Genomic DNA, 12,859 nt, shown 5'->3' on the forward strand with positions numbered 1-12,859 from the left:
AACTAGGTAATTAAATGGAGCTTTGAGACTGCTTCGCTTCGCAAACTGCGCTCGCAGTGACGGCTCAATACGTTGCGTCGCTTCGCCGCCCTGAGAATTATAATAAAACCACGAAGGAAGCATAGAAAACGTAACTTACTTAAATTCTTTGCCCTTTCTATTCATTGCAGAAGACTATAAGAATTAACTATCAAATCGCTTCTCTGAAGCTCTAGTTTACTCATATCTCAAGTTTCTACAAACAAAACGCCTCTCCGAGGCTTTAAGTGGCAGGGACCTTTTAGAGCACCAGAGGTGCGATCTTATTGTAGAGAATAAAGTCATAAACTTTCCAGAGCACTAGCGGTGCGATTTGATTTTTGCTCGGATGGAGAGTCTAACAACCAATAACCACAAACTAAGTAACTATATAGGTTTTTGAGACTGCTTCGCTCAGCAAGCTCCGCTCGCAGAGACGACTCTATACGTTGCGCGGCTGCGCCTCAGCGAGACTTATATTAAAGCCACGAAGGAAGCATGGAAAACATAACTTTTTAAAATCTTTGCCTCTTCTATCTTTTGTTAGAAACTATAAGAATTAACTATCACATCGCTTCTCTGAAGCTCTTGTTTACTCATATATCAAGTTTCTACAAACAAAACTCCTCTCCGAGGCTTTCAGTGGAAGGGACCTTTTAGAGCACCAGAGGTGCGATCTGATTGTAGAGAATAAAGTCATAAACTTTCCAGAGCACCAGCGGTGCGATTTGATTTTTGCTAGGATGGAGAGTCTAATAACCAATAACCACTAACTAAGTAACTATATAGGTTTTTGAGACTGCTTCGCTCCGCAAGCCGCGCTCGCAGAGACGACTCTATACGTTGCGCCGCTGCGCCTCATCGAGAAAAAGTAAGATTGCCACATCGAATCTTACCCAATTACCTTAACTTTAGCTAAGCGCGTGATTAAATATTTTTTACCGGTCTTGATCTCTTCACATAATACCCGGGTTCTTCGGGTTTCTCCTTTTTTGAAAACTCTTCCCTCCAATTCAAATGTAATTCCCAATTGGAGATCTGAAAGAAAGGAGTTTGTTTCCAGATCCTTTTGTAGGTCGTATTTGCTCATTTCTTTCATCAAGAACAAGTCTTGAGCAGAACTAGCCTTGGGAGCTCGCATGTGCCTTTGAAGGGGGATTAGCAGGTCCCTCGGAAATACTTGGACTGTAAGCAATGGGCTAAGGAGTTTTTGAAAGGCATGCTTCCATTCCTGCCCATGCGGTGCGATTTCTATTCCAAAGTTTAAGAAGGTGTGAAGATGAGCTACTTCGTGAATAAAGGTGAGTAAGAACTGGTATGGGTTTAAGTCCCCGTTTATGGTAATGGTTTGGATACTTCTGTCCCTTCTGTATCGGAAATCTCCTAATTTGGATTTTCGTGATTTCGAAACGGTAAAATTAAATGGCTTTTCTTCCCATAAGCGTAGGCAGTAGGGGAGACTGTTGGCAGGAATATGCTTGCTCAGGATTAGTCGGAGTTTTTCCGATGAATTCATATCGAAAAGTAGCAAAAAAAAAAGAGTCCCGGTGAGGGGACTCTCGAATTTTTCGGAAGAAAGAAATTACTTAACTTCTTCTACTGTCTCTTCAACTACTACCTCAACAGAGTCAGTAGTTTCTTCAACTGCTTCAACAGTTTCTTCAGTAGTTTCTTCAACAGTTTCTACTACTTCAGTAGCTTCTTCAGAAACTTCTTTGTTGCCGCAAGATGCAGTTGCCATCAAGCCAGCGATTGCGAAAATTGCAAATACTTTTTTCATTTTTTGTGGTTTTCTTAATTCGATACAAATGTAGATTAAGTTTTTTCAATAATGCAAGAACCGCTCAAATATTTTTTATTTGTTTTTATAAATAATTTTTACCGGAACTCCCTCAAAATCAAAGTTCTCTCGCAACCTGTTCTCCAAATACCTCGTATAAGGGTTTTTGATGTATTGGGGGAGATTACAGAAGAATGCAAAAACCGGATTTTTTGTAGGCAATTGAGTTACATATTTAATTTTTATGTACTTGCCTTTCCATGCCGGTGGCGGATAATGTTCAATTTCTGGAAGCAAAACATCGTTCAATTTGGAAGTTGGAATTCTACGGTTTTTGTTTTCGTAGACTTTCACAGCCAATTCTATCGCTTGAAAAATCCTTTGCTTCTCAGTTACTGAAGTGAAAATTATCGGGATCCACTTGTGTTCACCCAATCTTTCCATCATGTCATCCTTGATTTTATTCATGGTCTTGTGGTCTTTTTCCAAAAGATCCCACTTGTTCACCATGATCATGACGCCCTTATTATTTTTGATTGCCAGGGAAATCAGGTTGATATCCTGAGACTCTAGACCTCTAGTAGCATCGATCATTACGATAATTACATCCGATTCTTCCAAAGTTCGCAAAGAACGCATCACGGAATAAAACTCCACATCCTCTTTTACTTTCGCTTTTTTACGGATACCTGCCGTGTCTGTAATTATAAAGTCTTGACCAAATAGTTTGTAGCGCGTATGGATTGCATCGCGGGTTGTTCCTGCTTCGTTGGTTACGATGGATCTTTCCTTACCTAAAAGGGCATTGAGGAAGCTGGATTTTCCCACATTGGGTCTTCCCAGAATTGAAATTTTTGGAATACCTGCATCCGGATCCTCTTCTCCTTCATCTTCGAATTGCTCCACAACCTCATCCAATAATTCGCCAGTTCCACTTCCGCTCACTGCGGCTATGGGGAAAATCTCGAAATTACTCAATCCCAAAGCGTAAAATTCATTGGCCATTAGGGATTTTTCCAAATTGTCAGCCTTGTTGGCTACGATGAAAATTGGCTTTTTGCTGGATCTCAGTTCATCGGCAAACTCCTTATCCAAATCAGTAAGACCATCATGGCAGTCCACGACAAATAGAATTACGTCAGATTCCTCAACTGCCAGCTTTACCTGCTTGCGGATCTCGGCCTCGTAGATATCATCGGACCCAGTGACATATCCACCGGTATCAATGACAGAAAAGAATTTTCCGGACCATTGAGCATGGCCATAATGGCGATCTCGGGTCACCCCGCTCATGTTGTCTTCTATCGCTTTTCTTTCCTCTACCAGGCGGTTAAAAAGTGTGGATTTTCCTACGTTTGGTCTTCCTACTATTGCTACTATGTTTGCCATATCAAGATGGGTCGTACCCAAATTTTTTCAGTTTTAATTTATTTTTTCTCCAGTCCTGCTCCACCTTCACGAAGGTTTCCAAATAGACTTTCTTTCCGAAAAATGCTTCTAATTCCTGGCGGGCTTCGATTCCGACCTTTTTGAGCATTTTTCCCTTATCTCCTATGATGATCCCTTTTTGGCTATCTCGCTCCACATAGATATTGGCGCGCATGCGGATGATGGTTGCATCTTCCTTGAAATCCTCTATGCTGACTTCTGTGCTGTAGGGAACTTCCTTTTTATAATTGGTGAAGATCTTTTCACGGATAATCTCGGAGGCAAAGAACCGTTCAGGACGGTCTGAAAGTTCCTCTTTATCATAATATGCCGGATGTTCTGGAAGTCTGTCCAAGATTTCCTGCATAATTTTTTCGGTATTGAATTTTTCCTGAGCAGATATTGGGATTACCAATTCAGCCTTGATGAGTGAAGTCCAGTAATTGGTTACTTCATCAAGCTGTCCGGGTTTTGCGAGGTCAATTTTATTGATGACCAAAAGGACTGGAACTCCGGAATTATTGATTTTTTCGATGACATGCTCGATGTCTGCGGCTGTTTCGAATAAATCTGTCACAAAAAGAATGATATCCGCATCTTCCAGAGAAATGTTGACAAAATTCATCATGTTTTTCTGGAGCTCGTACTGAGGTTTGAGCATACCTGGAGTATCAGAGAAAACGATCTGATAGTCAGGGGCGTTGGTAAGTCCGACGATTCTATGTCTGGTAGTTTGAGCTTTGGAAGTAATGATGGAGACTCTTTCCCCCACCAGAATATTCATGAGGGTAGATTTGCCCACATTGGGTTTCCCGATGATATTGACGAATCCAGCCTGATGAGATTTTTGCGACATTTCACTAAATTTTTTACAAAGGTACTTGATTTTTGAGAGTTTGTCCTTACCTTTGTATCACAATTCGCCGGAAGGGCAATTGAAATAATGAAAATAAAGCTTTCAAGCTTAAAAATATATCGCGGGATGGAGCAGTTGGTAGCTCGTCGGGCTCATAACCCGAAGGTCACAGGTTCGAGTCCTGTTCCCGCTACTTCTCAACTCCGAACAATGTCAAAATTGTTCGGAGTTTTTTGTTTTTCAGGCATTTAGAACTATTTCAAATCTATTTGATTCTGATAAATTCTAATGATTTTGTCCCCCTTTTTGTCCCCCAATTTGTCCCCCTTCTTGTCCGCCTTGATTTTTTTTGGTATTTTGAACCATGATAGATTTCAAAATTTCAGCGGTTTTGAATCCGAAAAGTAAAAAGTCACCAGATGGGGAAGCGATTTATTTGTGCATTAATCGAAAAGGAAGACACTACATTAATCTCAACCTTGAAAAGATTCCAAAAAATGCTTGGTCGGGAAAACCATTAAAATGGGTCAACAGCCAATACCTGTACGCGGATTTTCATAATCGTGTAATTGCAAGGGAAATTCATCATCTCAAAGAAATCATCCAGGATTATTATAAGCGGAGTGAGGTTCTTACTTCTGATAAACTGAAGAACATATATCTGGTAAAACACCAAGGCAAAAGAATAAAAGGTGTCAATGGGACAGTTGCTCCTGGGGCAAGTGATAAAATTGCTGCCTATATCGATTATTCACTCAATTTTGGAGCTTCCTCAAAAAAGGCAGAAGGAACGAGAAAAGTATACGTGACCTTAAAGAATTTGGTCGATAGCTATAAAAGCCAAGCTGTGATGGCCGATTTAGATGAGGCTTTTGTTTTGGGGTTTATTGATTTCTTGCGGAGTGATTCAACAGATATTAATTCCGACACCACGGTTGCCAAATATGTGGATCGTCTGAAGGTAATCTATCGGGAGTATTGTGACCAGTATGGGATTCTTTTTAAGAAACGAATTTTTGAAAGACTGGATGTCGAGTCAACCAAACGACCTGATAAAATCATTTACGTTAATGATAAGCAGTATGAACTGCTGTCTGAAATGAAATTTTCTCCTGAGGAGCGTAGGCTTGAAATCACAAGGGATCTTTTTCTTTTGCTGTGCAACACAGCATTGTACTATAATGATTTGATCGCAATCCGATCAGAAAATGGGTTTGATTGGAACTTGCTTAAAGAAAACCCTGAACACATGGTGCTTCAGGGGGAGAGAAAAAAGAACGGGGAAGAATTTTGGATCCCTCTCAATGATACCGCAAAACGTATCGTCAAAAAGTATTTTCAAGAAGGTGGAGATTACCTTTTTCCTGCAGGCGTGGCTATTTCAGAGCAAAAGTTTAATCAGAACCTGAAGGTCCTTGCAGAGAAAATAAAATTCCCGGATGTGCTTTCCAATAAGGTAGGTAGAAAGACCTTTGGAACCTGGACTGACCGACTAGGGATGGATGATAACGATATAAGAATGATATTTGGGCATTCGCCCGGCTCGGTTCTTAAGAAATATTACACCGAAAGAAGAACCGTGGAAACGTACAATAGAATCCTTTCCTTCATTCAGCGATAAGTATGCAAAAGAAAACAAAACTGGCAATCAAACATTACCACGGCAAGGAATTGGAGAAGATTGGAAAATCTGCTGCTAGCTTTCCTTTATATGTCATGGTAAGGTACAAGAATGCGAAAACCAAATTTGCATCGAGGCTGGGAATACGATTTGTCAATGAAAATGGTGGTGATTCCTCGATCCTAAGCAATTTCAATAGAGATGTGATCAGTCTGATTGAAGAGGAAGTTAAGCATATTGAGCTGCTTAGAGACTATTTTGAAGATGTCTTGGGTGTTGAGTTTACACCTTCTATGGTGGTAAATGAGGTCTTCGAGAATACTGCCTTAGAGAGAGTCATTGATTATTTTGATCAAGTTTTTGAGGAAAAGGAATTGATAGAGATTCTTGCAGAAATTGATCAAGACTTGATTGATTTGTTAGATGCTGCCGGTCCTACCCGATTTTTGTCTGGTTTAAAGCATCTTGATCTAGCTCTTTTTCAGCAATGCATGGAGATTGAAGAAGTCAGACGGGTATTCGATTTTTTCAGGATTTATAAATCATTGAATTGGCCGGAGGTAAATAGGCTTCAATTTAGGATGGCGATAATTGATGGGGATCAGAATATCGCAGGTTTGAAAAAATGGATGGATGATCGATTCGATTCCGAAATGAGTCATTATTATAGACTCAATCCAATTGATTTGAATCAATAAAAAAAAATCGGTCACCAGTGACCGATTTATATTTTTTCTATATATTTGAGTAAATCAAACTCAAATCAATATGAATCAAGACACTTTTATTCCGTTTGCGGCTGTTAGCCAAAAATGGCTGGAAGAGAAATTCAAGAATCTAGAGGAGAAAATCTCAAGCATTCATCCAGCCAGTAAATCCGTCAAAGATGAATGGTTGTCCCTTCAAGAATTCATGGAGGCAACGGGAGTAAAGTCCCACTATTCCATTTCAAAAATGGAATCAGTTTCTGAATCTAAAGGACAGGAGTTTCGCTCTATGTACCGTGGCAAGCGACGATTTATTCACCAAAGAGAAGTGGATAGATTTTTTGCAGGAGAGTTTGAGAACTAAAAAAGGAAAGGATGTTCGTCCTTTCCTTTTGTTGAAAATGCTCAAATGGCAGTTCCTTAGATTGCTTTTAACCCTCAGAAAATTAAAAACATGCACTAAGATGGCCAATCTTTTGATCATTGTCAACCTAGGTCAGGCAGCTCTTTCGACTTTTTTAGTCCTTACAAATCTCTTCGCCACTTACTGGCTGTTGGCTGATTTTCTTTCAGTCTAATCCTTAAAGTTTTCCTAAAAATGAAATGTAGCATTTACTCCAAAATGCTAGACCTAATCTTATTGTTAAAATCATGATCCCATCAATTGAAAATACAAACTCAAACAATCACTATTCCGGTGACTTTCTAATCATCAAATCCGCCAATGAATGGATGGATGAAGCCAAGACCAAACCTATTCCAAAAAAGATCTTTGGTCCGTTTTGGTATGAGGAAGAGCTTTGTATACTCTTCGCTGATACCAATCAAGGTAAGTCTTTGCTTGCCGTACAAATAATCGATAGTGTATCCAAAGGAGTGCCAACCCTGGGATTGGAGATGGAGCTTAAAGCGTCTAAAGTCATCTACTTTGACCTGGAACTGACTGCCAAGCAATTTGAAATGAGATATGCTCAATACGATAAGGAAAGGGATATCCTTTTTGATCATTTCGAATTCAGTGACCTTTTTCTGAGAGCAGAAATCAATCCATATGGATTTGATGAGGCTTTTGAAGAGTATGAAAGCTTTCTTTTTAAAGAGATCGAGGTTCAGGCCTCCAAGTCCGGTGCAAAAATCCTCGTCATCGATAATCTGTCTTGTGTGATTTCAGATAATGAGAAGGCAAGGAATACCACTCCTTTTTTAATCAGGCTAAACAATCTGAAGAAGATTCACGGGTGGTCGATTTTGCTCATTGCCCATACTCCAAAAAGGAACCTGTTTGCTCCGATCAGTAGAAACGATATCCAAGGTAGTAAGAGCTTTATCAACCTGATTGATTCTTGTTTCGCTGTAGGTGAAAGTCAAAAAGACCCCTCCATTAAATACCTGAAGCAGATAAAAGTCAGGTATGGTGCTTTTAAATATCCCTCGGAAAATGTCCTGGTCTGTAAAATCGGTAAAGACTCCAATTTCAGTTCGTTTCGCTTCCTCCAGTTTGGGAAAGAGTCAGATCATTTAAAGCAGTTGAATCCGGTCGATAAATCTCAACTGAAGACCAAAGCCTTGGAACTCAAAAATGAAGGCCATACCAATGTGAAGATAGCTCAGGAACTCGGAGTGTCAGAGGGAGCTGTAAGGAAATGGCTCAAGCAACTTGAGTTAGACGAGTAGCACCGATCGTAAAAATCGAACTGTACGAGGGGTACGAGGTGTGCGAATCGTACGAATTCCTCTTACCACTACCCCTCTTTTTCTTTTTGCAGGTAATCTGACAATTCACGACAAAAGGAAAGATAAGGCCTCTTTAAGTCAATAAGATGCATTATTTATGTATAGATGTATTTATATAAAAATGTAAATATTATGAACTACTCTGAAGTAAAACAAGCAGCTGCCAAGATCAAAATGGAATTTCCTGTGCTTGATTATTTCCATAGCCTGGTAAGATCTGGGCTTCTGAAATACGAAGGAATCCACGGCAAAGAATCTTTTTTCGGCTTTTTGGATCAGCGAACTGGCTCTATAGCCGTGGATGACAAAGCAAATGTGTGGTATGATCATGCTGCAGGAAAGGGCGGAGACGTAATCGCAGCAGTGCAGGAATTTGAAAACAAAACCTTCTTCGAGTCAGTGGAAAGCCTCTCCGGTACTGTTCCGGTTAGAGAATTTCTTCCCAGACAAAAACCAGAGATCGGTCCAAAGATAGTGGTGGAGAAAGTTTCCGAGATCAGCCACGATGCACTTATCCAATACATTCGAGGCAGGGGGATTGATCTTCAGGATATTGCTCCTTTTGGTAAAGAGGTTCATTGGCAGAACAAGGGCAAGCGATATTTCGCAGTTGGTTTTCCGAATAAATCGGGCGGTTGGGTACTCCGATCCTCTATTTTCAAGGGTAATATTTTGGGAGGCGGAATTTCGATTCAAGTCCTTGGGGCCGTTAAATCCATCAAAGTTTTTGAAGGCTGGTTTGACTTTCTGAGTTATCTGAAGCTTTCCGGAGAGACTGATTTCAAAGCCATCATTTTAAACAGTACGGCCAATCTAAGTATGCGGCTAATGCTTGATATTTTAAAGGAAAGGCAGAAAGTAGAGCTCTACTTGGATAACGACGCTACTGGGGAAGCTTACACCAACGGATTTATTAAGATTGCTCAGTTGTACCAATACTCCCTCCAAAATGGATTGGGTACCGACTGGGATTTGAAGTCTTTGAGAGGATATCGGAACAAAATTTGTAAACTGTTTACCGACTTGAAGATCATTTCCTCAGAGGCGAAGAAAATTTGGAAGATCCAAACAAGTGTTTCCGATCAAAGAATCCATTATAGCGATTTTGAGGATGTTAATGAATTTCTGGTAGCAAGTATTAAAAACGGCTTTACTTGATTTTAGCGTTTTAAGTTGAATATTTTAGTATTGAAGACAAAACGCACTTTCTGATTTAAACTTAACAGATTGAGCCTGCTGGCGGAACTTGGCGGGCTCATTTTTTAAGACTAAACCCAGATTTTTAGACGAAAATGTTCATTTAATAAACATAAAAATTTTAAAAAAATGACATTTATAGTCCTGCCCTTGCTTTGGAATGTTATTCAGGTAGCTTTGGATTCTGGGATTGGGAGCTATTACTATGATTATTCACAAAACAATGTATTTGATCTTTACCGGGCTGAGGCTGACCTCGCTCTGGAGATTCCGTATTTCTCTGCAGGGATCAGTGCCGGTTTTCCCTCTCCGGCCAGGGATTTTGAGGAACTGAAGATTGATCTCAACAAGCACCTGATCCGAAATCCCTCAGCTACTTTTTTCGGAAAGGTCAAAGGACAGTCCCTCAAGAACGCCGGTATCGAAGACGGAGATCTGATGATCATCGACCGGAGTGTCTCTCCGAAGAACAACAAGAATGTCGTGGTCTTTTTGGATGGTGAGTTTACCGGCAAGCGGATCGAAAAGAGAGGGACAGAGCTGTGGCTCATTCCGGAGAATGATGCCTACTCGCTCATTCGGGTAGGAGCCCACAACCAGTTTGAAATCTGGGGTGTAGCATCCTATGTCATAAAGTCCTTTTGATGTACGCCCTGTGGTCGATTGGAACAACTTTTACGCCTCCTGCGAGCGGGTCTATCGGCCCGATCTCGTCGGCAAGCCGGTAGTTGTCCTGAGCAACAATGACGGAACCCGTTTATCTACCCGATGATCCCTGCATTCCGGTTTCTTCTGATTTCCATTCTTTTCGTAGCTTCCGTCTCTGCTTCGGAACAGGCGGATAGTAAGGTATTTGTTATCAAGTCCGGCGCATAACACCACCGGGCTACGCAGACCGGAAGGGCGGCGACGGTAACTTAGGCAAAGGATAGGGGCTTACTACTGGGCTAAAAATCCTCCATCCACAGCAACAACCTGACCTGTTATATAGTTGGAGCCATCACTGCATAGCCACAGGACTGCGTTAGCAATATCCTCGGCGATACCAAGTTTTCCCATGGGTACGGCCTTGACCATTTCTCCCAACATGTCACGATGGCCACCGGTGACTACATCCGCCATTGGCGTGTCAATCATTCCGGGAGAGACCGCATTCACCCGTATTCCCTGACTGGCATAATCCAATGCGGCACTTTGGGTAAGTCCCACTATACCATGCTTGGTTGCGCTATAGGGAGCTCTGCCCTGAGCACCAACCATACCGCCAATTGATGAACAATTCACGATGGTTCCTGATCCTTGTTTTATCATCCAGCGCAGCTCATGCTGCATACAATACCAAACACCGTTTAGGTTGATGGAAACAATACGATTGTAGTCAGCCATGGAAACGTCTGCGCTGGGAATACCTACGGTGTTGATCCCGGCGTTATTATAGGCAGCATCCAGTCTGCCAAAGGTTGTTACTGTTTCATCAATCAGTGCTTTCACTTGTATCTCATCCGATACATCGCATTGAACGGTGAGTACTTTCGCACCGATTTTGGCAATTTCCTCTTTCGCAAGTTGCAAGCCTTTTGTACTGACATCAGCGAGGACTACGGAGGCGCCAGCACGGGCAAATGCTTTTGCAGTAGCAAGCCCCATTCCCTGTGCTGCTCCTGTTACCAAAGCAACTGCACCTTCAAAATTATAGTTGACTTGTCTTTTCATTGATAGATTTTTCCGAGTATTTAAAATTACCTAAGCTTATATGCGACCACTGATTTTCCAAAAAGGGTCGGGACATATACTATTCGCTGGATGGGATCGTATCCAATGTCAGCCGAACTTTTCTTTTGTTCACGGGTGTCAATCAGCATTTGCATATTCCCCGCTTTATCCAAATAATAAATCAGGCCTATCCAACACGAAACAACATAATCACCGTTGCCTATGGGTTCGATTCCATCTCCCCCGACAACAAAGGTTCATCAGAACCCAAAAGCCTGCAAATCTTACGATTTGCGGGCTTTTTTATTTTTTATGTATCAGTTCGATTTAGACAATTTCAGCAAAAATGAGACCTATCCGGTGAACCAAATGAATAGTTTATTTTAGTTCACTAGATTGATGCAAATAGCTGTAAAACAGATAGTTGCATTGAGTATTTTGAACTGCTTTAGGTCTGTTTGAGTGACCTTGTGGAAGCAGTTCACCACGAGAGGAATCATTTTAACACAAACACTCAAAAGCTGAATTGTCATGAGAACTACAAACACCTTCGGAGTTCAGTTCATCACAAGAACGAACAAGGCCAAAGATGGCCTACTCCCAATCTATGCCAGGGTCACCGTTGATGGCCGCAGAGTTGAAATATCATTGAAGCGCTGGATCAAACCAAGCGACTGGAATGGCAGCAAAGGCATGGCCAAGGGCAGCCGGGAAGAAATCAAATCGCTCAATCATTATTTGGATGAGGTTCAGGCCCGTATCATGGAATGCTATCAGGAGATGCAGGTACAAAAGCGATTGATCACTGCAGATGCCATCAAAAGCATGTTCCTGGGTACAGACCAAAAGGACTTCACCTTATGCAAGCTGGTGGATTATCACAACCAGGCTATGAGGGATACACTGACTTGGGGCACGATGAAAAACTACTTCACCACTCAGAAGTACATCCACAGATTTTTGAAAGAGCGGTTTGGTACTACCGACATGTTTCTATCCGAGCTCTCCTATAAGTTCATCACCGATTTTGAATTCTACCTCCGCAATTACAAACCCAAAGACCACCAGAAACCACTTGGCAATAATGGAGTGATGAAGCACCTGGAGCGTTTCCGGAAGATGGTGACTATGGCTGTAAAAATGGAATGGGTGAGCAGGGAGCCATTTGATAAGTACCAGCTCAAATTTCACCGAGTGGATAGGGATTTCCTCAATCACGAAGAGTTGGAGGCAGTAGAAAACAAAGACTTCAAAATTGTGCGTTTGCAGTGGGTAAGGGATCTGTTTGTATTTAGCTGTTATACCGGGCTGGCCTACATCGATGCAATGAACCTGACACCATCCAATATTACGATTGGCATTGATGGGGAATACTGGCTTTCCACCTGCAGGCAAAAGACTGACCAGCCAGTAAGGGTTCCTATCCTTCCCAAAGCCTGGGAAATAATAGAGAAATACAAGACCCATCCAAGGGCACTGCAGAAAGGATCGGTATTTCCAATGATTTCTAACCAAAAGCTGAACTCCTACTTGAAAGAAATTGCCGACCTCTGCGGAATTGAAAAGAACCTCACCTTTCACCTGGCCAGACATACATTTGCTACCACTGTTACCCTTTGCAATGGTGTGCCTTTGGAAACTGTGAGCAAGATGCTTGGTCATTCAAAAATCACCACTACCCAGGTTTACGCAAAAGTGGTGGAGAAGAAGGTAAGTGAAGACATGCACACTCTCCGGGAGAAGCTGGCAGCACCAAAATTGATGAGAAGGGCGAAATAGCCCTTTTTCTATTTAAGTGTTTGCTT

Annotated in this window: 12 protein-coding genes, 1 tRNA gene and 1 pseudogene; 9 read left to right on the forward strand and 5 right to left on the reverse strand. The window is 41.6% G+C overall.

Annotated features, from left to right (window positions below; all coding sequences use genetic code 11):
• Positions 1-910: 910 nt before the first annotated feature.
• The 4 genes from FL972_RS14250 to era form a co-directional block, all read right to left on the reverse strand.
• Entirely contained in the window at positions 911-1,534 is a 624-nt protein-coding gene (locus tag FL972_RS14250; protein WP_144606281.1) for a SprT-like domain-containing protein, read from the reverse strand.
• Between the two features lie 66 nt (positions 1,535-1,600).
• On the reverse strand, positions 1,601-1,798 hold the full coding sequence (locus FL972_RS14255; protein WP_091652562.1) for a hypothetical protein: 198 nt from the start codon (positions 1,796-1,798) through the stop codon (positions 1,601-1,603).
• Positions 1,799-1,873: 75 nt separating this feature from the next.
• On the reverse strand, positions 1,874-3,187 hold the full coding sequence (gene der, locus FL972_RS14260) for a ribosome biogenesis GTPase Der (RefSeq protein WP_144606283.1): 1,314 nt from the start codon (positions 3,185-3,187) through the stop codon (positions 1,874-1,876).
• Between the two features lies 1 nt (position 3,188).
• On the reverse strand, positions 3,189-4,082 hold the full coding sequence (gene era, locus FL972_RS14265) for a GTPase Era (RefSeq protein ID WP_144606285.1): 894 nt from the start codon (positions 4,080-4,082) through the stop codon (positions 3,189-3,191).
• A 120-nt stretch (positions 4,083-4,202) separates the two neighbouring features.
• On the opposite strand from era, the gene FL972_RS14270 reads away from it, so the two are divergent.
• From FL972_RS14270 to FL972_RS14305, 8 genes and pseudogenes are all read left to right on the forward strand, one after another.
• Positions 4,203-4,275 (forward strand) — tRNA-Met (locus FL972_RS14270).
• A 171-nt stretch (positions 4,276-4,446) separates the two neighbouring features.
• Positions 4,447-5,703, forward strand: coding sequence for a tyrosine-type recombinase/integrase (locus FL972_RS14275; protein WP_144606287.1), 1,257 nt, complete (start codon positions 4,447-4,449; stop codon positions 5,701-5,703).
• Between the two features lie 2 nt (positions 5,704-5,705).
• A complete protein-coding gene (locus FL972_RS14280) occupies positions 5,706-6,401 on the forward strand; it encodes a hypothetical protein (protein ID WP_144606289.1) in 696 nt (231 codons plus the stop codon).
• Between the two features lie 70 nt (positions 6,402-6,471).
• The gene (locus FL972_RS14285; RefSeq protein WP_077353327.1) at positions 6,472-6,774 is read left to right on the forward strand and encodes a hypothetical protein; all 303 of its coding nucleotides are present in this window, start codon (positions 6,472-6,474) and stop codon (positions 6,772-6,774) included.
• Between the two features lie 287 nt (positions 6,775-7,061).
• The gene (locus tag FL972_RS14290) at positions 7,062-8,084 is read left to right on the forward strand and encodes an AAA family ATPase (protein WP_144606291.1); all 1,023 of its coding nucleotides are present in this window, start codon (positions 7,062-7,064) and stop codon (positions 8,082-8,084) included.
• 192 nt (positions 8,085-8,276) lie between these two features.
• Positions 8,277-9,302, forward strand: a complete 1,026-nt coding sequence (locus tag FL972_RS14295) for a toprim domain-containing protein (RefSeq protein WP_186300122.1) — start codon at positions 8,277-8,279, stop codon at positions 9,300-9,302.
• A gap of 168 nt (positions 9,303-9,470) precedes the next feature.
• Entirely contained in the window at positions 9,471-9,986 is a 516-nt protein-coding gene (locus FL972_RS14300) for a LexA family protein (protein ID WP_144606296.1), read from the forward strand.
• Between the two features lie 10 nt (positions 9,987-9,996).
• Positions 9,997-10,092 (forward strand): annotated as a pseudogene (locus FL972_RS14305) (Y-family DNA polymerase); the annotation flags it as partial.
• Between the two features lie 188 nt (positions 10,093-10,280).
• Here the strand turns inward: FL972_RS14305 and FL972_RS14310 are convergent.
• The gene (locus FL972_RS14310) at positions 10,281-11,054 is read right to left on the reverse strand and encodes an SDR family NAD(P)-dependent oxidoreductase (protein WP_144606298.1); all 774 of its coding nucleotides are present in this window, start codon (positions 11,052-11,054) and stop codon (positions 10,281-10,283) included.
• A gap of 531 nt (positions 11,055-11,585) precedes the next feature.
• On the opposite strand from FL972_RS14310, the gene FL972_RS14315 reads away from it, so the two are divergent.
• Complete coding sequence (locus FL972_RS14315; protein ID WP_144606300.1) at positions 11,586-12,833, forward strand: site-specific integrase; 1,248 nt, start codon at positions 11,586-11,588, stop codon at positions 12,831-12,833.
• Positions 12,834-12,859: the final 26 nt, after the last annotated feature.

The organism is Algoriphagus algorifonticola, from assembly GCF_007655305.1.
GTDB classification, from domain to species: domain Bacteria; phylum Bacteroidota; class Bacteroidia; order Cytophagales; family Cyclobacteriaceae; genus Algoriphagus; species Algoriphagus algorifonticola.

Coding starts and splice junctions, on each gene's coding strand:
- FL972_RS14250 (WP_144606281.1), bottom strand. CDS start 1,534: ATGAATTCATCGGAAAAACTCCGACTAATCCTGAGCAAGCATATTCCT.
- FL972_RS14255 (WP_091652562.1), bottom strand. CDS start 1,798: ATGAAAAAAGTATTTGCAATTTTCGCAATCGCTGGCTTGATGGCAACT.
- der (WP_144606283.1), bottom strand. CDS start 3,187: ATGGCAAACATAGTAGCAATAGTAGGAAGACCAAACGTAGGAAAATCC.
- era (WP_144606285.1), bottom strand. CDS start 4,082: ATGTCGCAAAAATCTCATCAGGCTGGATTCGTCAATATCATCGGGAAA.
- FL972_RS14275 (WP_144606287.1), top strand. CDS start 4,447: ATGATAGATTTCAAAATTTCAGCGGTTTTGAATCCGAAAAGTAAAAAG.
- FL972_RS14280 (WP_144606289.1), top strand. CDS start 5,706: ATGCAAAAGAAAACAAAACTGGCAATCAAACATTACCACGGCAAGGAA.
- FL972_RS14285 (WP_077353327.1), top strand. CDS start 6,472: ATGAATCAAGACACTTTTATTCCGTTTGCGGCTGTTAGCCAAAAATGG.
- FL972_RS14290 (WP_144606291.1), top strand. CDS start 7,062: ATGATCCCATCAATTGAAAATACAAACTCAAACAATCACTATTCCGGT.
- FL972_RS14295 (WP_186300122.1), top strand. CDS start 8,277: ATGAACTACTCTGAAGTAAAACAAGCAGCTGCCAAGATCAAAATGGAA.
- FL972_RS14300 (WP_144606296.1), top strand. CDS start 9,471: ATGACATTTATAGTCCTGCCCTTGCTTTGGAATGTTATTCAGGTAGCT.
- FL972_RS14310 (WP_144606298.1), bottom strand. CDS start 11,054: ATGAAAAGACAAGTCAACTATAATTTTGAAGGTGCAGTTGCTTTGGTA.
- FL972_RS14315 (WP_144606300.1), top strand. CDS start 11,586: ATGAGAACTACAAACACCTTCGGAGTTCAGTTCATCACAAGAACGAAC.